16 protein-coding genes are annotated in these 19,409 nt (G+C 68.3%); 5 read left to right on the forward strand and 11 right to left on the reverse strand.

The window, feature by feature from the left end; genetic code table 11:
- Positions 1 to 13: 13 nt before the first annotated feature.
- Both BLV92_RS24750 and BLV92_RS24755 read right to left on the reverse strand, forming a co-directional pair.
- On the reverse strand, positions 14 to 880 hold the full coding sequence (locus tag BLV92_RS24750) for an NmrA family NAD(P)-binding protein (protein WP_090551413.1): 867 nt from the start codon (positions 878 to 880) through the stop codon (positions 14 to 16).
- A gap of 64 nt (positions 881 to 944) precedes the next feature.
- Positions 945 to 2,246: a serine hydrolase domain-containing protein gene (locus BLV92_RS24755; RefSeq protein WP_090550187.1), complete on the reverse strand. Its 1,302-nt coding sequence runs from the start codon at positions 2,244 to 2,246 to the stop codon at positions 945 to 947.
- 122 nt (positions 2,247 to 2,368) lie between these two features.
- On the opposite strand from BLV92_RS24755, the gene BLV92_RS24760 reads away from it, so the two are divergent.
- Positions 2,369 to 3,280 carry a LysR family transcriptional regulator gene (locus tag BLV92_RS24760; protein ID WP_090550190.1) on the forward strand — a complete coding sequence of 304 codons (912 nt, stop codon included), beginning with the start codon at positions 2,369 to 2,371 and terminating at the stop codon, positions 3,278 to 3,280.
- 35 nt (positions 3,281 to 3,315) lie between these two features.
- Here the strand turns inward: BLV92_RS24760 and BLV92_RS24765 are convergent, their stop codons facing one another.
- Positions 3,316 to 3,630 carry a helix-turn-helix transcriptional regulator gene (locus BLV92_RS24765; RefSeq protein ID WP_208862133.1) on the reverse strand — a complete coding sequence of 105 codons (315 nt, stop codon included), beginning with the start codon at positions 3,628 to 3,630 and terminating at the stop codon, positions 3,316 to 3,318.
- A gap of 40 nt (positions 3,631 to 3,670) precedes the next feature.
- Here BLV92_RS24765 and BLV92_RS24770 point away from each other — a divergent pair, with 40 nt between their 5' ends.
- The 4 genes from BLV92_RS24770 to BLV92_RS24785 all read left to right on the forward strand — a co-directional run bounded on the left by BLV92_RS24770 (position 3,671) and on the right by BLV92_RS24785 (position 7,772).
- Positions 3,671 to 4,267 (forward strand): aldo/keto reductase, encoded by a 597-nt coding sequence (locus BLV92_RS24770; RefSeq protein ID WP_244283910.1) that lies wholly within the window; start codon positions 3,671 to 3,673, stop codon positions 4,265 to 4,267.
- 114 nt (positions 4,268 to 4,381) lie between these two features.
- The gene (locus BLV92_RS24775) at positions 4,382 to 5,992 is read left to right on the forward strand and encodes a gamma-glutamyltransferase family protein (protein WP_177197967.1); all 1,611 of its coding nucleotides are present in this window, start codon (positions 4,382 to 4,384) and stop codon (positions 5,990 to 5,992) included.
- Positions 5,993 to 6,220: 228 nt separating this feature from the next.
- Positions 6,221 to 6,511, forward strand: a complete 291-nt coding sequence (locus BLV92_RS24780; protein ID WP_090550195.1) for a DUF2471 family protein — start codon at positions 6,221 to 6,223, stop codon at positions 6,509 to 6,511.
- A gap of 109 nt (positions 6,512 to 6,620) precedes the next feature.
- Positions 6,621 to 7,772, forward strand: a complete 1,152-nt coding sequence (locus BLV92_RS24785) for a zinc-binding metallopeptidase family protein (protein WP_090550197.1) — start codon at positions 6,621 to 6,623, stop codon at positions 7,770 to 7,772.
- A 69-nt stretch (positions 7,773 to 7,841) separates the two neighbouring features.
- Here the strand turns inward: BLV92_RS24785 and BLV92_RS24790 are convergent, their stop codons facing one another.
- From BLV92_RS24790 to BLV92_RS24825, 8 genes are all read right to left on the reverse strand, one after another.
- Positions 7,842 to 10,235 carry a catalase gene (locus tag BLV92_RS24790; protein ID WP_090550200.1) on the reverse strand — a complete coding sequence of 798 codons (2,394 nt, stop codon included), beginning with the start codon at positions 10,233 to 10,235 and terminating at the stop codon, positions 7,842 to 7,844.
- A gap of 731 nt (positions 10,236 to 10,966) precedes the next feature.
- Positions 10,967 to 12,322: an LLM class flavin-dependent oxidoreductase gene (locus BLV92_RS24795; protein WP_244283911.1), complete on the reverse strand. Its 1,356-nt coding sequence runs from the start codon at positions 12,320 to 12,322 to the stop codon at positions 10,967 to 10,969.
- 121 nt (positions 12,323 to 12,443) lie between these two features.
- The gene (locus BLV92_RS24800) at positions 12,444 to 13,529 is read right to left on the reverse strand and encodes an ABC transporter ATP-binding protein (RefSeq protein WP_244283912.1); all 1,086 of its coding nucleotides are present in this window, start codon (positions 13,527 to 13,529) and stop codon (positions 12,444 to 12,446) included.
- Positions 13,530 to 13,533: 4 nt separating this feature from the next.
- Positions 13,534 to 14,325, reverse strand: a complete 792-nt coding sequence (locus BLV92_RS24805; protein WP_090550205.1) for an enoyl-CoA hydratase/isomerase family protein — start codon at positions 14,323 to 14,325, stop codon at positions 13,534 to 13,536.
- The gene (locus tag BLV92_RS24810; protein ID WP_090550208.1) at positions 14,322 to 16,475 is read right to left on the reverse strand and encodes an acetate--CoA ligase family protein; all 2,154 of its coding nucleotides are present in this window, start codon (positions 16,473 to 16,475) and stop codon (positions 14,322 to 14,324) included. The genes BLV92_RS24805 and BLV92_RS24810 overlap by 4 nt, the downstream gene beginning before the upstream one ends.
- Positions 16,472 to 17,398 carry an ABC transporter permease gene (locus tag BLV92_RS24815; RefSeq protein ID WP_090550210.1) on the reverse strand — a complete coding sequence of 309 codons (927 nt, stop codon included), beginning with the start codon at positions 17,396 to 17,398 and terminating at the stop codon, positions 16,472 to 16,474. The genes BLV92_RS24810 and BLV92_RS24815 overlap by 4 nt, the downstream gene beginning before the upstream one ends.
- Entirely contained in the window at positions 17,395 to 18,201 is an 807-nt protein-coding gene (locus tag BLV92_RS24820) for an ABC transporter permease (protein WP_090551421.1), read from the reverse strand. Before BLV92_RS24820 ends, BLV92_RS24815 begins: the two co-directional genes overlap by 4 nt.
- 2 nt (positions 18,202 to 18,203) lie before the next feature.
- Positions 18,204 to 19,286, reverse strand: coding sequence for a polyamine ABC transporter substrate-binding protein (locus BLV92_RS24825; protein WP_090550212.1), 1,083 nt, complete (start codon positions 19,284 to 19,286; stop codon positions 18,204 to 18,206).
- Positions 19,287 to 19,409 lie beyond the last annotated feature (123 nt).

Here is a 19,409-nt window from a genome sequence, read left to right on the forward strand (position 1 = left end):
GCGTGAGGCGAGTTCAGGCCGCCTTCCGAACGAGTCCGCGCAGCACCGTTTCAAGCTGAACCTCGCCCTTGACGATATCGGCCCGGTCGCCGTCGAATTCGATCCAGCCTTCGTTGAACCCGTCGAGCATGCGGATGCGCGGTTGCGGATCCTTCATGCCCTGCGATGCGAACAGCGTCGCCCACGTTTCGCGCGGCACGGCCCGCGCTTTTACCGGGCGGCCGAGCACCTTCGCGAATGCGGCGGCCGCGTCGTCCGGTGAAATGCGCTGCGCGGCTTCGAGTTCGACGATGCGCAGACCTTCCCATTGCTGCTGAAGCAGCCCGGCCGCGACGCGGCCGACGTCCGCGGTCGCGATCATCGGCACCGGCTTGTCGAGCGGCAACAGGAAGCTGTCGATCACGCCGTCCGTGCGAGCCCGCTCCACGTCCCACGCGAAGTTCTCCATGAACCAGGCCGGACGCAGAAACGCGACAGGAATCGTCAGCTTCGACAGCGCCGCTTCCATCAGCGTGCGTTGCGTGAGCAGGTTCGTCTGCGTCGCCTGCGCGCCTATCGTCGACAGGCAGACCACCTTGCGCGGCTGCGCCCGTTCGATCGCGTTCGCCACCGCGTCGATGACCGCGCGAGCCTCCGGAAAACCGGGCGCGGGATCGAACTCCGACGGCGGCAGGATGAACACGCCTTCCGCGCCCTCGAACGCGGCGGTCAGCGCGTCCGCGTCGTCCATGGCGGCGGTCGCGATTTCGCAGCCCCGTTCCGTCCATTGGCGAGCCTTGCCGGCGTCGCGCACGACGGCGCGCACGGGTTGTCCTGCGGCGAGCAGCGTGCGGGCGAGTGCGCCGCCGACCTGTCCGGTGATGCCAGTAATTGCATACATGATCGTTTCCTCCATCAAGGGTTGAGTCGCGGCGCACATCCCATTGACGTCCGCCGGTTTAGCGTCACGCGCGGGCGAGCCCGCCGTACAGTCGTTCCTCGAACTGGCCGTACAACTCGACGACGCGCGGGTCGTAGAACGGCAGGATCTGCGTGAACAGCGCGCCAGTGACGTGCCGCACCGGATCGATCCAGAAATAGCAGTTGAGCAGGCCTGCCCAGCTCGCGCTGCCGGCGCTGCGGCCGTGCGGTCCGGGCTGCGTGTTGAGGTCGAACGACAGCCCCCACTTGTGCGCCATGCCGGGGAACTGGTCGAAGCTGCGCGAATATGCGGGTTCGGCCGTTTTCATCTCGACGACGTCGAGCGCGCCGATCTGGTTCTGGAACATCGCCGCGACCGTGTCGGGCCGCAGGATACGCGCGCCGCCGTATTCGCCGCCGCGCACGAGCGCCTGCAGGAAGGCCAGATAATCGCGCGGCGTGCTGAACAGTCCGCCGCCGCCCATGAAGAACTCGGGCCGCTGGTTCATCTCGAACGGCGCGGGTTTCAACGCGCCGTCGGCCTCGCGGTTGTACATCGTCGCGACGCGGCGCTTCTGCGCGCTGCCGATCAGGAACCCGGAGTCGCGCATGCCGAGCGGCGCGAACAGGTTCTCGCGGAAATAGACTTCGAGCGACTGGTCGCTGACCGCCTCGATCAGCTTGCCGACCCAGTCCATGCTGATGCCGTACTGCCAGCGCTCGCCCGGGTCGAATTCGAGCGGCGCGGTGAACGACGCGTTCTTCGACAGCGCGATGTCCGGCATGCCGGTCGCCTTCTCGTAGCGGACGATGTTGTCGCTCCAGATCGGATAGGTGTAACCCGACGTGTGGGTCAGCAGGTGGCGCACCGTGATCGCGCGTTTCGCCGGCCGCAGGCGCGGCTGGCCGGCGGCGTCGAAGCCTTCGAGCACCATCGGCGTCTTCAGTTCCGGCAGGATGTCGCTGGCCGGCTGGTCGAGCCGGAGCTTGCCTTGTTCGATCAACTGCATGCACGCGGCGGCGGTGACCGCCTTGGTCATCGACAGCAGCCAGAACACGGTGTCCGGCGACATCGGCGCGCCGGTGTCGAGATTCGCGCTGCCGAACGATCCTTCGTACACGACGCCTTCGCGCGTCGCGCCCATCGCGACGACGCCGGCGACGGTCCGGTTCGCGACGGCGCGCTGCAATGCGTTGTCGATGGCGGCGAACGCCGGGTTGCCGGCCGCCGAGGCCGGTTGCCCCGACGCAGCCAGGGCGCGAACGGAAAGGCCGCCCAGCGCGGCGGCGGCGACGGTGCTGGCGGACGCCGACAGAAAAGCGCGGCGCGTGAGATTGAGCGGCATGGCGGGATCTCCTTCATCGTGGCGTCGCCGGCTGGCGACATGGCTGCACTATCGTCCCGCCCGGTTCGTGATTCAATATCGCCTATGTAATTTCACTCGTGATCTTTACTCAGGAATAGACGATGACGATCGACGGCAAACTGTTCTCCGGGGTCTCCGTTCTGTTCGCGGTGGTGGAGGCGGGCACGATCGCGCGCGCGGCCGAGGCGCTGGGGTTGTCGCCGTCCGGCGTGAGCCGCGCGCTCGCGCGTCTCGAACAGCGCGTCGGCGCGCGTCTGCTGGCGCGCACGACGCGCACGCTGTCGCTGACCGACGAAGGGCGGCGTTTCTACGAGCAGGTGGGGCCGCACCTCGACGCGATCGAAGAAGCGGCGATCGAGGCGGCCGGGTCGGCGGACCGGGTGCGCGGACGGCTGCGCGTGAACATCGATCCGTATTTCTCGCGGGTCGTGTTGTCGAAGCACATGGCGAAATTCCTCGCGCGTTACCCGGAGTTGTTCGTCGAATTGATCATGCGCGATTCGGTGGGCGACCTGGTCGCGGACGGCTTCGACCTCGCGCTGCGTTTCGGCGAGCCGCCGACCGGTTCGTTCGTCGCGCGCAAGCTGGCGCAAACGCGCGTCGTCACCGTCGCGTCGCCGGGCTACCTCAAGGCGCACGGCAAGCCCGCCCATCCGCGGGACATCGAGACGCGCGACTGCATCGACTTCTACGACGCGACGAACGGGCGGCCGTATCCGTGGGAACTGCACCGCAAGGGCGAGGTGCTGTCGCTGCGCGTGAAGGGGCGATTGCTGACGTCGGATTCCGGCACGCTGCTCGGCGCATGCGAGGCGGGTTTCGGCATCGCGCAGATCATCGAGATCGGCTGCGAGGCACTGTTGCGAAGCGGCCGGCTGGTCGAACTGTTTCCGGGCTGGTCCGACGAACGGTTTCCGTTGTACGCGATCTTTCCGTCACGGCTGCATCGCGCGGCGAAGGTGCGGGCGTTCGTCGATTTCGTCAGCGAGATCCTGAAAGCGAATGCGGCGTGACGCGTGACCGGTTCCGATGCTTCGGGATCCGGAGATCACTCGCCGTTCGCTCGCGCGACGTCCCTCAGCCGCGCCGCATCCTTTCCCGGCGGCACGCCGAAAAACTGGCTGTATTCGCGGCTGAATTGCGACGGGCTGTTGTACCCGACCGAAAACCCCACTGCCGCGACGTCCTCCTGCTGCGACAGCAGCCGCACGCGCGCCTCCTGCAACCGGACCTGCTTCTGGTACTGAACCGGCGTCGTCGTCGTGATCGCGCGGGAATGCCGATGGAACGTCGACGCGCTCATGCCGGCCATGTCCGCCAGATCGTCGATGCGCAGCAGCTGCGCGTAGGACTGGCTGCACAACTGGGACCGCGCCGCGCCGATCGAGGAGACGCTGCGCGCGATGGACGATTTCGTCGCGTCCGGCAAGGTGCGTTATCTCGGCGTGTCCGGCCTGCCGGCGTGGAAGGCCGCGCAGGCGCAGACGATCGCGCATTTCCGCGGTTACGCGCCGATGATCGCGATGCAGGTCGAATATTCGCTGTTCGAGCGGGGCGTCGAGCGCGACGGCGTGCGCGACGCAGTGCGCGAACTCCGCATCGGCTCCGTGTCATATTCGCCGCTCGGGCGCGCGTTTCTGTCCGGCAAGCTGGACGACATCGACACGCTCGCGCCGACCGATTTCCGCCGGTTCGATCCGCGCTTCCAGGACGGCAACATTCGGGTTAATCTGCGCATCATCGAACGCATCGCGCAGATCGTGCAGATCGCGCACGCGAAGCAGGTCACGCCTTCGCAGCTTGCGATCGCGTGGACGATCGAGGCCGGGGCCGTGCCGATTCCGGGCACGCGCCGCGTGAAGTATCTGGAAGAGAACGTCGCGGCCGCGAACATCGTGCTGACCCGCGCCGAACGGCGGGCGCTCGACGAAGCCGCGTCGTTCGGCGCAGCGGCCGGCGACCGTTACGCGGCGGCGATGAGGGCGACGCTGGGGCACTAGCATTTCGTTCTCTGGCGAGCGCCCCGCGAAACCGGTATGATGCGTGGCATACCACGGTATGCGGAACGCTCGCGTGCCGGCCGGTTCACTTTCACTCATCGATCAGGGCTCGCCATGATGAACCCCGCCCGCGGCCGACGCGGCATCGCCGTCGCGCCGCACTCGCTCGCGTCGCAGTCCGCGCTCGCGATCCTTCGTGAAGGCGGCAACGCCGTCGAGGCGATGGTTGCCGCCGCCGCGACCATCGCCGTCGTTTATCCGCACATGAACAGCATCGGCGGCGACAGCTTCTGGCTGCTGTCGCTCGCGAACGGCGGCGCGGGATCGCGCGCCTTCGTCGGCGTCGAAGGTTGCGGCGCGGCCGCGGCCGCCGCGACCCGCGACCGGTACGCGGGGGTCGCCGCGATCCCGTTTCGCGGACCGGACGCGGCGCTGACGGTCGCCGGCACGATCAGCGCGTGGGAGCGCAGTCTTGCGATCTCGCGCGAGCGGCTCGGCGGGCGTCTGCCGCTGTCGCGCCTGCTCGCGGACGCGATCGACTACGCGCGTTACGGCGTGCCGGTCACCGAAAGCCAGTACCGGAACACGCACGGCAAGCTCGCCGGCCTCGCGCCGGTGGCGGGTTTCGCGCAGACGTTCCTGACCGCCGACGGCCACGCGCCGGCGATCGGCTCGCTGTTTCGCCAGCCGCGCCTCGCGGCGACGCTCGACCATCTCGCGCGCGCGGGCCTCGCGGACTTCTACACCGGCGAACTCGCGCAGCAGATCGCGGCGGATCTTCAGCAGGCCGGCAGCCCGCTCGCGCTCGACGACCTGCGCCGCCATCGCGCGGAGGACCGCACGCCGCTCGCGCTCGCGCACAGTCTCGGCACCGTGTACAACATGCCGCCGCCGACCCAGGGGCTCGTGTCGCTGATGATCCTCGGGCTGATGGACCGGCTCGACGCGTCGCGCACCGACCATCTCGGCGCGGACTACGTGCACGCGGCGGTGGAGTCGGTGAAGCGCGCGTTCGGCACGCGCGACGCGCACCTGACCGACCCCGCGCACATGCGCGTCGATCCGGTCTCGTTCCTCGAACCGGCCGCGCTCGACGCGATGGCCGCGACGATCGACATGCAGCAGGCCGCGCCGTGGGGCGAGGGCAAGGGGCCGGCCGACACGGTGTGGCTCGGCGTCGTCGACGCGGACGGCAACGCGGTGTCGATGATCCAGAGCATCTATCACGAGTTCGGCTCGGGCATAGTGCTGCCGCAAAGCGGGATCACGTGGCAGAACCGCGGCGCGTCGTTCTCGCTGCGCGCGGACCACATCAACACGCTCGAACCGCTGAAAAAGCCGTTCCATACGCTGAATCCGGCGCTCGCCGAACTGCGCGACGGCCGGCTCGTCGTGTACGGCAACATGGGCGGCGACGGCCAGCCGCAGAGTCAGTCGGCGGTGTTCACGCGGACCGCGGTGCACGGGCTGAATCCGCAGGATGCGGTCAACGCGCCGCGCTGGCTGCTCGGGCGCACGTGGGGGCAGTCGTCGGACACGCTGAAGCTCGAAAGCCGCTTTCCGGCGGAGACCGTCGAGGAATTGCGCCGACGTGGGCATACGGTCGAACTGCTCGGCGCGTACGACGAGGCGTGCGGCCATGCGGGCTGCCTGATCCGGCATGCGGACGGCAGCCTCGAAGGCGGGTTCGATCTGCGCTCCGATGGCGGGGTGGCGGCGTTCTGATTGCGGCGCGCGCTATCCGGGATGACGAAAACGGGCGCGGGCCTCGCGGCCTTGGCCCAGAAGGAGGTTCAGCCGCCGCAGGTCGTCCATAATGCATCCTGCGCGAACACGTCTGGAATGCTCGCAGCCGCGAACGCGATATCCCGTCGTTCGCCGGCGCGACGCGCGCCGACGTCAAGCGCCCGCCCCATCCCATCCGGGACCAGGAGCCGCCAGGAAACCGCCCCCATGAACGAATTTTTCGCCGCCGAAACGGCAATCCGGAACGCGATACCCGCCATCGTCGCGAAACACCGGTCAGCCGGCACGCTGACGTGGGCGCTGCTGCACCGGATGGAGCGCGAGGCGCTCGACGCCGTGGCCGAAACCGGTCAGCACAGCAGCCGCGTGCTGCGAACCTTGCGGGCATCGCCGTTGCTGCACTACCCGAAGAACGACACACCCGTTTCGTTCGAAGGGCACGACGTAGTGCCGCCGATCTTCGCGGCCATCAGCGACGCGTGGCTGGCCGACCACTGAAAAAAGCCGCGCGTTGCGGATCGGTCCGGCTGAGGTTGGCCTTGAAAGCGTGGAATGGCGGCCGGGGCGGGCGTCGATTGCCAACCCGCGATCAGTGAGGGCCTGCGCGATGAAAACGTTCCGTTGCACGAAGTGTTCGCAGCTGGTGTTCTTCGAAAACGTGACATGCGAGCGTTGCGGGTCGCTGCTCGGTTACCTGCCTGAGAGCGGCGAAATGAGCGCGTTCGAGCCAGCCGGCGACGGGGTGTGGCGCAGCCTCGGCGCGGCGGCGGCCGACGGCGCCTGGCGGCAATGCCACAACTATGCGGTCGAGAATGTCTGCAACTGGATGATTCCGGCGGACTCCGGTTCGCCGCTGTGCGCCGCATGCGTGCTGACCCGGATCATTCCCGATTTGACCGAGCCGGCCAATCGTTCGCTGTGGTACAAGCTGGAAACGGCAAAGCGACGGCTGCTGTACACGCTGCTGATGCTCGGGCTGCCGGTCGAGCCGGAAGGGCAGCAGCCTGGGCGCGGCATGAGCTTCGTGTTCAAGCAGTCGACCGACGCCGAGCCCGTGATGACCGGCCACGCGCAGGGCGTCATCACCGTCAATCTCGCCGAAGCCGACGACGCGACGCGCGAACGCGTGCGCGCCGATCTCGGCGAGCCGTACCGGACGCTGCTCGGGCATTTTCGTCACGAGATCGGCCACTATTACTTCGACCGGCTGGTGAACGGCACCGCATGGAACGAACCGTTTCGCCGGCTGTTCGGCGACGAGCGGGCCGACTATCAGGCGGCGCTCGACGCGCATTACGAAAACGGCCCTCCGGACGGCTGGGAAACCCGCTACATCAGCGAATACGCGACGATGCACCCGTGGGAGGACTGGGCGGAAACCTGGGCGCACTATCTGCACATCGTCGATACGCTCGACACCGCGACGGCCTGCGGTCTCGTGCTCGCGCCCGCCGATACGTCGCTGCCGCAGCTCTCCGATCAGACGTCGGTGGACGAGGCGAGTTTTGCGAATCTCATCGGCCGCTGGTTTCCGTTGACCTACGCGCTCAACAGCCTGAACCGGAGCATGGGGATGCCGGACGCGTATCCGTTCGCGCTCGCGTCCGGCATCGTGGACAAGCTGCATTTCGTGCACGACGTGGTGGCCGCGTCGCGCGTCGCGCCGGACCAGCGCGAACTGGTTGCCCACCCGGCCGGCGGCGATGCGCCGGATGGGCATGCAGGGCACGCAGGAGAGCAGGCGCCGTCCGCTACGTGATGGCGCGCGGCCAGCTCGGCGCGGGTTCCGCCGAGGCGTCCGCGCCGGCATGACCGGCGCGGCGCGCGCCTACACCGCCGGCGGGTCCGATTCGCGAGCGGGATGGCGGTGTTTTTCCACCGCCTCGATGAACTGCGCGAGGCCTTCTTTCCCGGCGGCGTCGGCGGTGATGAGCCCCGGGTCGGAACTGTCGAACGGAATCCCCGCCTGTTCCAGCAACCGGCTGCCCTCGCCGACGACGAGCAGCGCCTTGCCGTGCCTGAACGGCTCCCGCACGAATTCCAGCGCCAGCCCGTCCGCACATAACGCCGCGACGGCCGTTTCGCCGTCCGGGACGACCACCGCATCGAACAGGACCGCCGGGCTGTTCTTGAACGACGCATCCGCGTCGAGGGTTTCGCCGTCCGCGGCCTGAATCAGCCCGATGTGCTGACCCACCAGACGAACGACCGCGCCCGCGGCGATCAGCGCCTGCGCCGCCTGGCTGATTGTCTTCGCGTTGACGCCGTCGGTGACCATGATGGCGATCTTGCGGGTGCGGATGCCGCCTTCGCCCGGCCGGGCCAGCAGCGACAGGAACGCCGACTGGGTGACTTCGGGTTCGATCGTCTCCGTCGTCGCCTTCGGCAACGGCGCGGGCAGTTCGGGCATCCCGAGGTTCGCCGCCACCGCCTGCGCGAGTTCCTCCGAGACGTTGCGCAGCGTCGCCACCGTACGCTGCCGGATGCCCGGCACGCCCACCTTGCTCAGTTCGAACGAGAACGCTTCGATGATGTGCTGCTTCTCATGGTCGGCCTGGCTTTCGTAGAAGAGCGTGGCCTGGTTGTAGTGCTCCGCGAATTTCTCCGGCTTGCCGCGCAGTTCGTCGGCGGCCACCGGCTCCGGAAACGGAACGAAACCGGCCGCGCCCGCCTGGAACGGGCAGCCGCCCGCGAGCGAGTTGGGCTCGTAGGCCACGCGGCCGCGATGCACGGCCTGGCGGTGCATGCCGTCGCGCTGATTGTTGTGGACCGGCGCAAGCGGCGTGTTGATCGGCAACTCGTGGAAGTTCGGGCCGCCCAGCCGCGTGATCTGCGTATCCACGTACGAGTGGATGCGGCCGGCCAGCAGCGGGTCGTTGGTGAAGTCGATGCCCGGCACCACGTGGGCCGTGCAGAACGCGACCTGCTCGGTCTCGGCGAAGAAGTTGTCCGGGTTGCGATCGAGCACCATGCGGCCGATCGGCGTGATCGGCACCAGTTCTTCGGGCACGATCTTGGTCGCGTCCAGCACGTCGAAACTGAATGTGTCCGCCTGCGCCTCGTCGAAAATCTGCACGCCGAGTTCCCATTCCGGATACTCGCCCGCCTCGATGGCTTCCCACAGGTCGCGCCGATGGTAGTCCGGATCGGCGCCGGAAATCTTGACGGCCTCGTCCCACACGTGGGAATGCGTCCCCAGCTTCGGGTTCCAGTGGAACTTGACCAGCCTGGAGAGGCCTTCGGCGGTGACGAACCGGAACGTATGGACGCCGAAGCCCTGCATCATGCGATAGCTCCTCGGGATGCCGCGGTCCGACATCAGCCACATCATCATGTGGGTCGATTCGGGCATCAGCGAAATGAAGTCCCACAGCGTATCGTGCGCGGATGCCGCCTGCGGCATGCCGTGATGCGGTTCCGGCTTCACTGCGTGGATCAGGTCGGGAAACTTCATCGCGTCCTGGATGAAGAACACCGGCATGTTGTTGCCCACCAGATCCCAGTTGCCCTGGTCGGTGTAGAACTTCACCGCGAAGCCGCGCACGTCGCGGGCCGTATCCTTCGAGCCGCGCTCGCCAGCCACGGTGGAGAAGCGCACGAAGACCGGCGTGCGTTTGCCCGCTTCCGCGAAGAGCGACGCGGACGTCAGTTCGGCCAGCGGTTCGTAGCATTCGAAGTAGCCATGCGCGGCGGAGCCGCGCGCGTGGACGATCCGCTCGGGAATGCGTTCGTGGTCGAAGTGGGTGATTTTCTCGCGCAGGATGAAGTCCTTCAGCAACGCGGGGCCGCGCAGTCCGGCCTTCAGGGAACTCTGGTTGTCCGCGACCGGGACGCCCTGGTTGGTGGTCATCGCCTGACCGCCGCTGTCCGCGCGCACGCGCACCAGCTCGCCGCCGGCGGCGTTCACGCCGGAACTGGCCCGCGCGCCGGTCTTGCCGGAGCGGTTCTTCTCCGACAACGTGCTGGCGGTGGCGGTCTCATCCGTGGGTTCGACCGTCGCGCCGGCCGGCGGGCGGGCCGCCTTTTCGCCGTATTCCGCCGCCTTGTTCTGGTTGGCGGGCTGGCCGCTCACCGTCTCCCCGACGGCGCGCGCCTGTCTCAACGCCGGATGCGTCGCGCCGGCCGCCGGCGGCAATGCCGGACCGCTGTCCGAGTTCAGGTAGGCCGTGTCCAGTGCAGGCTGCTGCGTGTCTTTCGATGGCTGACGTTTGCGGGTTGCCATGTGCGGCTCCTTGGGATGATGGGTCGGAACAACTTGAACGGACGGGCCATCCATGCGGGCGGGACGTCGGCGCGTTCGAGCCTGAGTATCAATGAGCGATCGTTGGCGATGGCCTGGGTGCGATCGTGAAGCCCGCGACAAAAGCGCCGATCGGCGCGAAGGCCCGCAGCGAAAAGGCGGCGACGGCCAGGGTTCCGAGGCGGCCGCAGACCTTCATGCGTCTGTCGCTGCGATTCACCCACCGTCGTCGTCGCTGGCTCCCCCGGTCTGATGCGCACAGGTGGAGCAATCGTCGTTCCGCGCCGCAAGGGGCCGGGACACGACGGACGACGCAGATCGCCCCGCGCACGCAGCAACGACGCACGCGACGATGGCGGCCCGGTCGGGCCCTTTAGCGGCTCAAGATAGGTTCGGGTAATGGCTGGTCACGCCGAACCCGATGCAGGCATGGCGTCCGGGATCGGTTGTCCCGGCAAGTAACGCGGTGGCCGACCTGGGCCGAAGAAGGAGGGAGGAATTTCCGGGAGGGCCCCGATAGGGCGTAACCCGTTGTCCGGAGATGATCGTGGACAAACGATCCGAACCGCGGAGCAGGGGCCGGCGTCACGACCTGGACAGCTTGATCGACTAACCAGACGCTCTTATGTGGTAATTCCTCCCCGGACCGGAGCAGTCTCGCTCCGGTCCGGTTTCAGGTCGGAATCACCTTTTCCTTCGATGCGCCCGCGCGATCAGACCGACCGCGCGTAACGGCTCTTCGGCCGATCCAGCCCGAGGTTCTCGCGCAGCGTGCTGCCTTCGTATTCGGTGCGGAACAGCCCGCGGTCCTGCAACACCGGAATCACGTCGGCCACGAATTCGTCGAGACCGCCCGGCAGATACGGCGGCTGGATCAGATAACCATCGACGCCGTACGATTCGAACCACGACTGCATCTGGTCCGCGATCTCCTCGCCGGTGCCGATCACCGTGCGCTGGCCGCGCGCGCCCGCGAAACGCTCGTAAAGCTGGCGGATCGTCAGCTTCTCGTTGCGCGCCCAGCCGAGCACGTTGCGGAACTGCGTCTGGCCGCCCTCGGTGTGCATCGAGTCGAGTTCGTCCGGCAGCGGGCCGTCCGGATCGCAGCCCGACAGGTCGTAGCCGCCGAGCGCGTTCGACAGCAGTTCGAGGCCGACGTCCGGATGGATCAGCGATTGCAGATACTGGTGTTTGTCGAGCGCCTCCTGGCGCGTGCGGCCGACCACCGGATTCAGCCCCGGCATGATCTTCAACTGGTCCGGGCGGCGGCCGTAGCGTTCCATCCGCGCCTTCACGTCCGAATAGAACGACTGCGCCGCATCGAGCGTATGCAGCGGCGTGAACACCGCCTCGCACAGCCGCGCGGCCAGTTCGCGTCCCGGCGGCGAGCCGCCCGCCTGGAACAGCACCGGATGCCCCTGCGGCGGCCGCGCCGCGTTCAGCGGACCCTTCACCGAGAAATGCACGCCGACGTGGTCGAGCGTGTGGACCTTCGCCGGATCGAAGTAGCGGCCGCTCTCGCGGTCGCGCACGAACGCGTCGTCGTCCCAGCTGTCCCACAGGCCGCGCACGACTTCCGCGAATTCGACCGCGCGGTCGTAGCGGTCGTCGTGCGGATAGGACACGTTGTCGAAGTTCGCGGCGACCGACGCGCCGCCCGACGTCACCACGTTCCAGCCGGCGCGGCCGCCGCTGATGTGATCGAGCGACGCGTACGAGCGCGCGACGTTGTACGGCGCGTTGTAACTCGTCGATGCGGTCGCGACGAGCCCGAGATGCTTCGTGTTCGCGGCGATGCCCGAAAGCAGCGTGATCGGCTCGAAGTACGCGGTGTACTGCGGCCAGCGGCTCAGCGCGTCGAGCGGCGCTTCGCGCACCGACAGGCTGTCCGCGAGGAACATCAGGTCGAACTTGCCCGCCTCGGCGGTCTGCGCGAGGCTCACGTAGTGCTGGAAGTTGGTGCCCGCGTCGATCTGCGAGCCCGGGTGCATCCACGCGGCCACGTGATGGCCGGTCGGATGGAAGAAGGCACCCAGTTTCATCTTGTCCGGGCGTCGGTTCGCGTGCATGTGAAGCTCCTTGGTCTTATGAGGCCTCGTCAGTCTGGCGAGGCCGGAAACGGGTAACGGCGGGACGGCGCTCAGCGACGTTCCGTGACGTTCAGCGACGCTCGATGGCGCTCAATGCCCCTCAATGACGCGCCGCATCGGCGGGAATCGGCCACGTGCTCGCGCTCGTCCACCACAGCGGAATCGTCGCGCCTTCGCCCGCGCCCGCGAGCGCCGCGACCGAGGTCTGAATGCGCAGTTCGCGCGCCGGATGGCCGGGCTGCCGCGCGATCACGAGCACGCTCGATCCCATGTTCAGCACGCTGCTGATCTGCGCGGACGCCGCGTTGACGCTTGCGCCGTCCGGCGCCGCGCCGATCCGGATGTCCTCGGGGCGCACCAGCGCGCAGGCCGCATCGGCCGCGCCGGACGGCAGCGCGCACGACGTGCGCAGCGTGAGGCCGCCGTCCGCGATCAGTTCGTCGGGCTGCGCGCCGCGCCGGCCGTCGAACAGGTTGCTGTCGCCGATGAAGCTCGCCGCGAAGCGGCTGACCGGCCGCGCATAAACGTCGAGCGGCGTGCCGACCTGCTCGATGCGGCCGTGGTTGAACACGACGATGCGGTCGGACAGCGTCATCGCCTCGCTCTGGTCGTGCGTCACGTACAGCGTCGTGATGCCGACCTGCCGGTGGATGCGGCGCAGTTCGATCTGCATCTGCTCGCGCATGTTCTTGTCGAGCGCGCTGAGCGGTTCGTCGAGCAGCAGCAGCTTCGGCTCGTAGACGAGCGCGCGCGCCAGCGCGACGCGCTGCTGCTGGCCGCCGGAAAGCTGTTTCGGCAGGCGCTCGGCCTTGTCTTCGAGGCCGACCAGCGCGAGCACGCGCCGCACGGCCGCGTCGATGTCCGCGCGTTTCCACTTGCGCACCTTCAGCGGGAACGCGACGTTGTCCGCGATCGACAGATGCGGGAACAGCGCATAACTCTGAAACACCATGCCGATGTCCCGCTGGTTCGGCGGCACGTTCTCGACGCGCCTGCCGCCCAGCAGGATGCTGCCCGCGGTCGGCTCCTCGAAGCCGGCGATCATCATCAGCGTCGAAGTCTTGCCCGATCCGCTCGGTCCGAGCAGGCTGACGAATTCGCCGTCCTGCACGTCGAGCACCGCGTCGATCACGGCCTGCACCGCGCCGTAATGCTTCGATACGCCTACTAGCTGCAAATGTGACATCGGTTCAGTTCCCCAGCAGTGAGTCTCGATGACGGATATACGCCTTGAAGCCGAGCCGTTCGACTTCGGCGCGCGCGGCGTTTTTCGCCGGCGCATCCGGTTCGTAAAGCGGTGCGATCGCATCGACGCCCGCGCGCAGCGCATCGACGAAACCGGCGATGTCGAAGCCGCCGTTGATCGAGCGCTTCAGCGCGGCGACGCCGTCCGGATGCAGATGCGTGAGCGGGCGCGCGGCGTCGAGCACGGTCTCGAAGAAATTCGCGTCGGGCAGCACGTCGTTCACGAGGCCCCAGTCGAGCGCGGTGCGCGCGTCGAGCGGACGTCCGAAGAACAGCAACTGCTTCGCGCGGCGCACGCCGACGAGCCACGGCAGGATCGTGATCGACGCGGGATTCCAGTAGCGGATCTCCGGTTCGCCGAACGTCGCGCGCTCGGACGCGTACACGAAGTCGCACAGATTCGCGAGGATGAAGCCCGCGCCGAGCGCGTAGCCGTCGACGGCCGCGACGACCGGCTTGCGCGCGCGCCAGATCGTGAGAAAGCGTTCGAGATTCGCGCGCAGGCGCGGGCCGGCCGGCTCGGTCGAGCCGCCGGCGCTCATGTCGAAGCCGGTCGAGAACGCGCGGCCGGCGCCGCGGATCACTGTGACGGCGATCGTGTCGTCCATGTCGGCCGCCTCGATCTGCAAGGCCAGTTCGATGAGCATGTCCGCGTCGATCGCGTTCAGCTTCTGCGGCTTGTTCAGCGTGAGCACGAGAATCGGTCCGTGCTGTTCGGCGAGCAGGGTGTCGATCATGCTGCGGGTCCCTCCGCGGTGGCGATCAGCGCGTCGAGCACGACCGGCGCGGCCGCGCGGTCGGTGACGCGGACCGGATTCAGTTCGATCAGCGCGAGGCGGCCGTTCGCGGCGACGTACAGGTCGCCGATCGTTTCCGCGAACCGCACGAGCGGCTCGACGCCGCCGAACAGCGCGCCGGAACGGCTCGCGAGGAAGCGGCCGAGGCCGCTTTGCGCGAGCCGCGCGGCCACTTCGCCGGCGCGCGGCGGCAGCGGGATCGCCACGACGTCGCGCACGGTTTCGAGCAGGAAGCCGCCGAGGCCGATCATCAGCATCGGTCCGCATTCGGGGTCGGTGCTCGCGCCGACGAACAGGTCGAGGCCGGGGCCGGTCATCCGCTCGACCAGCAAAGGCACGTTCTCGCACGCGGGAAAATGCGTCGCGAGGCGCGCGCGGATCGTGCCGGCCGCGCGCGTCACCGCGTCCGCGCTGTCGAGATCGAGCTGCACGAGGCCATACGGCGTGCGGTGCGGAATGCGCTCGTCGATCACCTTCAGCGCGACCGGAAAGCCGAGTTCGGCGGCGAGCTTCGACGGGTCGTCGGTTGCGCCCGCGAGCGCGCCGGCCGGCGTCGTGAGTCCGCACGCGCGCAGCCACGCTTTTGCCTTCGCTTCGTCGAGCCAGTGTTTGCCGCGCGGCAGCGCGTCGATGAACGCGGGCGACATCTGCGGCGCGCGCGGCGGTTGCGGCTTCGCCGCGCGCCATGCGGCTGCGTTCGCGATCGCGCGCAGCGCCGGTTCGACGCCGGCCAACTGGCTCGCGCCGTGTTCGGCCAGGCGGTCCGCGTACTCGCGGCGGAACAGCCCGGCGCGCGAACTGAGCAGATAAAACGGCTTGTCGGAGCGCGACGCCACGTCGAGCAGCGCATCGACGTAACGGGTCGGCCGCGTCGGCTGGCCGTCCATCGTGTCGGTGACGAGCACGACCGCGCCGTGAGCGGGCGACGCCGCGAACGCGTCGAGCCCCGCGCGCAGATTCGTTTCGTAATCGCCGTTGCCCCACGCATCGACCGGGTTGCCGTGGGCGGACACGGTGCCGATCGTCGCCGCGAGCGCGGCGCGCTGCGCGTCGGGCAGCGCGGGCAGGTCGATGCCGGCGCGCGCGGCCGTGTCGAGCGCATATTCGACGTGTCCGCCCGACGGGCTGACGATGCCGATGCCCGCCTGCGCCGGACGCCGCGCGGCGCGCAGGCAGACGACCGTTTCGGTCAGTTCTTCGAGCGTCGAGACTTCGATGCAGCCGTGCCGCGCGAGCAGCGCCGAGAACACCCGCGCGTCGCCCGCGATGCCGCCGGTGTGGCCGAGCGCGGCCTGCTGGCTCAACGCGGTCTTGCCGACCTTCAGCACGACGACCGGCTTGCCGCGTTCGCGCGCGCGGTCCGCCGCCGCGACGAAGCGGCCGATGTCGCGCACCGCTTCGAGGAACAGCACGATCACGCGCGTCGCCGGGTCGTCCGCGAGGGCGGCCAGATAGTCGGCGGCGGTCAGCACCGCTTCCGCGCCGGTCGAGATCACGTGGCTGTAGCCGAAGCGGCGCACGTCGGTCAGCAGGCCGATCGCCATCGACCCGCTTTGCGTGATCAGCGCGACGTCGCCGCCGATCGACGTCGCGTCCTGGATCTCGCCCATGTAGAGCGTCGAGCGCGTGGCCGGATTCAGGATGCCCATGCAGTCCGGGCCGCAGAACGCGATGCCGTTTTCCGCGCACGCGGCGCGGATCACGTCGAGCGACGCGCGCCCGTCGTGCGACGTCGCGCCGACGCCGCTCGCATACGCGACGACGCCTTTCACGCCGGCCTGCGCCGCGTCGAGCACGGCGGCCGCGACGCGTTCGGGGCCGACGCACAGCAGCGCGACGTCCGGCGCGCCGCTGCGGGCCGCGAGCGCGGACAGCGACGGCGCGCACGGCCGGCCGAGCGCCTCGGCGCGCGCGGGGTTCACCGCATGCAGTTCGCCGGTGAAACCCAGCGCGTCGAGCGACGCGCGGATGCGCAACGCGGGGCCGGGGCGGTCGGTCGCGCCGACGATCGCGATGCTGCGCGGCGCGAACAGCGCGCGCAGACCGGGCGGCGTAGCGAACGGAGAATCGAAAGGAGCCGGCGCGTTCATTCGGCGATCCGTTGCAGTCCGACCACGCGGTCGTACACGAACAGCATCAGCATGATCGCGGCGAGCAGCACCATCGACAGCGCGGACGCGGTGCCGAAGTCGAGCAGCGACTCGATCTCGTTCGCGATCAGGCTCGAAATCATCATGTCGCGCGGCGAGCCGAGCAGCGTCGGCGTCACGTAGAAGCCGATGCAGAAGATGAACACCAGCAGCGAGCCGCTGACGACGCCCGGCAGCGACAGCGGCGCGATCACGCGCCAGAACGTCTGATGGCGGCTCGCGCCGAGGCTGTGCGCGGCGCGGATCAGGCGCGTGTCGATCTTCGCGAGCACGACGTACAGCGTCAGCACCATGTACGGCAGCAGGATGTGGGTGAGCGCGATCAGCGACGCGGCGGTCGTGAACAGCAGCACCGGCGGCGGATTGAGGCCGAACGCGCGCGCGATCTCGGTGTACGGCCCGTGGTTGCCGAGGATCACGGTCCATGCGTAGGTGCGCACGAGGAAGCTGATCCAGAAGCACAGCCCGGTGATGGCGAGCAGCACCGTCGCGGCGAGCCCGCCCTTGCGCGCCATGTAGTACGCGAGCGGATAACCGAGCAGCAGGCACAGCGCCGTGACCGCCAGCGCGACCGCGACCGTGCGCAGGTAGACGGTCAGGTAGATCGGATCGGTGAACACCGCGCGGTAGTTGTCGAGCGACAGCGTCGGATCGGAGATGCTGGTCCAGAACGTGTTCGCGAGCGGCACGCCGAACGTCGCGAGCAGATAGACGAGCGCGGGCAACAGCAGCAGCCACGTCGGGATGGCCTGCATCGCGCGCGAGCGGCGCGTGTTCGCGCGGCGCGGCGACGACGGAGCGGCGGTCGGCACCGCGGCGGCGGTGTGGGCCGTGTGGGCCGTGTGGGCATTAGGGGCAGTCATGAGCGACCCTCTGCCGCCTGGCGGCGGCGCGAAATCGTCGCCATCGCGACCATCACGGTCAGCGCGGCGGCGATCAGGAACGTGGACGCGACGGCGATCACCGGATCGGCGTCGAGATTGATGCTGGAGAACATCCGTTTCGGCAGCGTCGACACCTCGCGGCTGGAGATGAAGAGCGAGATCGTCGCTTCGTCGAACGAATGGATGAACGCGAAAAACGCGGCGACCGCGAACGCCGGGCGCAGCAGCGGCAGCGTCACGTAGCGGAACATCTGCACCGGCGTCGCGCCGCAGATCAGCGCCGCGCGTTCGAGGTTGCGGTCCAGGTGGCGCAGCGGCGCGGCCATCGCGATCAGCACGACCGGAATCGAGATGCACGAGTGCGCGAGCACGACGCCGAGATACGTCTGGTTCAGCCCGACGCGGCCGAACACCGTGTAGTAGCTGATCGCCATCACGATGCTCGGCACGAGCATCGGCAGCAGCAGCACGATCTGCAGCGCGCGGCGGCCCGGGAAGTCGCGCCGGTTCACCGCGAACGCGGCCGGCGTCGCGACGAGCAGCGTGACGATGCTCGACGCGATCGCGATCGCGATGCTGTTGAAGGTCGGCTTCAGCCAGTCGGCGGTGAAATACGCGCGATAGTGGCCCAGCCAGTAGCCGGGCGGCGGGAAGTCGAACGAGCGGGCGGAGCTGAACGACATCGGCACGACGATCAGCATCGGCGCGAGGATGAACACGGCCACGCAGACCGCGATGACCGCGTGCGCGCCGCTGGGGCGTTCGAGGGCGTTCGCGCGCATCGTCATTGCTGCAGCCAGCGCTGGAAGCGCCGCTCCGCCTGGGTCATCACCTCGCCCATCTGCCGGCCGTCGTATTCGATCGCGCCGCTCGCATACTTCGGATTGGTCGGCATGTTCATGGTCTGCTCGGGCGTCAGGTACTGGAACGCGGCGGGATTGACCGGCCCGTATGCGCCGTCCACGCAGAAACCGGCGTTGTTCTTCGGCTGCAGCGCGAACTTGATGAACTCCCACGCGTAGTCGGCGCGCGGCGTGCCCTTCGACACGATCCAGTACGTGCGGTCCATGGTGAACTCGTTCCAGACGATCTCGACCGGCGCGCCGCTGTTGCGCAGCGCGACGCCGTGCGCGTGCCAGACCGAGCCCATGTCCACTTCGCCGCCGCCGAGGAGTTCGCGGATCTGCGGGCCGGTGGTCCACCAGACGCGCACGCTGTTCTTGATCTTGTCGAGGCTGTGGAACACGCGGTCGAGGTCGATCGGATAGAGCTTGTCGCGCGGCACGCCGTCCGCGAGCAGCGCGAACACGATCGTCTGCGACAGTTCGCGGCCGAGCGAGCGCGGGCCGGGGAACCGCTGCTGGTCCCAGAAGTCTTTCCACGTCTTGATCGAGCCGGGCGCGTATTTCTTCGTGTTGAAGCAGATGTTCGTCGAGTAAGCGTGATTGCAGACGGCGTTTTCGAGGATCAGGTTCGACGGCACCGAGCCGTGGCCGAGCACCGAATAGTTGATCGGTTCGAGCAGGTTCGCGTTCATCGCCTGGATCACGTTCGGCGCGCCGACCGTTTCGATGTCGAACTCGTAGACGCCGGTGCGCGCCTGCAACGCGAGTTTCGCGAACGACGCGCCGGTGGCGGTCTTGATCTCGATGCCGGTCGCCTTCGTGAACGGATCGAACAGGTTCTTGCGCGCGGCGGCTTCCCACGTGCCGCCCTGCGAATTCACATACAGCACTTTCGGGTCGGCCCGCACGATCGCGGGCATCGCGAGCGCGGTCGCGGCGGCCGCGCCCGCGCGCAGCACGTTGCGGCGTTGCGTATCGACGGCGGCGGCAGGTTTGTCGTTGTTCGTGGTGGAGTTCGACATCACGATTTCCGGTTGAGGTGGGAGACGTCAAGCAAGGCTGTATCGGTTAAAAGCAAGGGGTATGCCATACAAACCTTGAGGGGCATCAAATAACCGCGCATCGCCCATGTGTGTGGTGTACCA

It is taken from the genome of Paraburkholderia caballeronis, assembly GCF_900104845.1.
Classification (GTDB): domain Bacteria; phylum Pseudomonadota; class Gammaproteobacteria; order Burkholderiales; family Burkholderiaceae; genus Paraburkholderia; species Paraburkholderia caballeronis.

What these genes read in the sequence shown, in the direction of transcription:
- BLV92_RS24750 (WP_090551413.1), bottom strand. Translation starts at nt 880, where the DNA reads ATGTATGCAATTACTGGCATCACCGGACAGGTCGGCGGCGCACTCGCC.
- BLV92_RS24755 (WP_090550187.1), bottom strand. Translation starts at nt 2,246, where the DNA reads ATGCCGCTCAATCTCACGCGCCGCGCTTTTCTGTCGGCGTCCGCCAGC.
- BLV92_RS24760 (WP_090550190.1), top strand. Translation starts at nt 2,369, where the DNA reads ATGACGATCGACGGCAAACTGTTCTCCGGGGTCTCCGTTCTGTTCGCG.
- BLV92_RS24770 (WP_244283910.1), top strand. Translation starts at nt 3,671, where the DNA reads ATGGACGATTTCGTCGCGTCCGGCAAGGTGCGTTATCTCGGCGTGTCC.
- BLV92_RS24775 (WP_177197967.1), top strand. Translation starts at nt 4,382, where the DNA reads ATGATGAACCCCGCCCGCGGCCGACGCGGCATCGCCGTCGCGCCGCAC.
- BLV92_RS24780 (WP_090550195.1), top strand. Translation starts at nt 6,221, where the DNA reads ATGAACGAATTTTTCGCCGCCGAAACGGCAATCCGGAACGCGATACCC.
- BLV92_RS24785 (WP_090550197.1), top strand. Translation starts at nt 6,621, where the DNA reads ATGAAAACGTTCCGTTGCACGAAGTGTTCGCAGCTGGTGTTCTTCGAA.
- BLV92_RS24790 (WP_090550200.1), bottom strand. Translation starts at nt 10,235, where the DNA reads ATGGCAACCCGCAAACGTCAGCCATCGAAAGACACGCAGCAGCCTGCA.
- BLV92_RS24795 (WP_244283911.1), bottom strand. Translation starts at nt 12,322, where the DNA reads ATGCACGCGAACCGACGCCCGGACAAGATGAAACTGGGTGCCTTCTTC.
- BLV92_RS24800 (WP_244283912.1), bottom strand. Translation starts at nt 13,529, where the DNA reads ATGTCACATTTGCAGCTAGTAGGCGTATCGAAGCATTACGGCGCGGTG.
- BLV92_RS24805 (WP_090550205.1), bottom strand. Translation starts at nt 14,325, where the DNA reads ATGATCGACACCCTGCTCGCCGAACAGCACGGACCGATTCTCGTGCTC.
- BLV92_RS24810 (WP_090550208.1), bottom strand. Translation starts at nt 16,475, where the DNA reads ATGAACGCGCCGGCTCCTTTCGATTCTCCGTTCGCTACGCCGCCCGGT.
- BLV92_RS24815 (WP_090550210.1), bottom strand. Translation starts at nt 17,398, where the DNA reads ATGACTGCCCCTAATGCCCACACGGCCCACACGGCCCACACCGCCGCC.
- BLV92_RS24820 (WP_090551421.1), bottom strand. Translation starts at nt 18,201, where the DNA reads ATGCGCGCGAACGCCCTCGAACGCCCCAGCGGCGCGCACGCGGTCATC.
- BLV92_RS24825 (WP_090550212.1), bottom strand. Translation starts at nt 19,286, where the DNA reads ATGTCGAACTCCACCACGAACAACGACAAACCTGCCGCCGCCGTCGAT.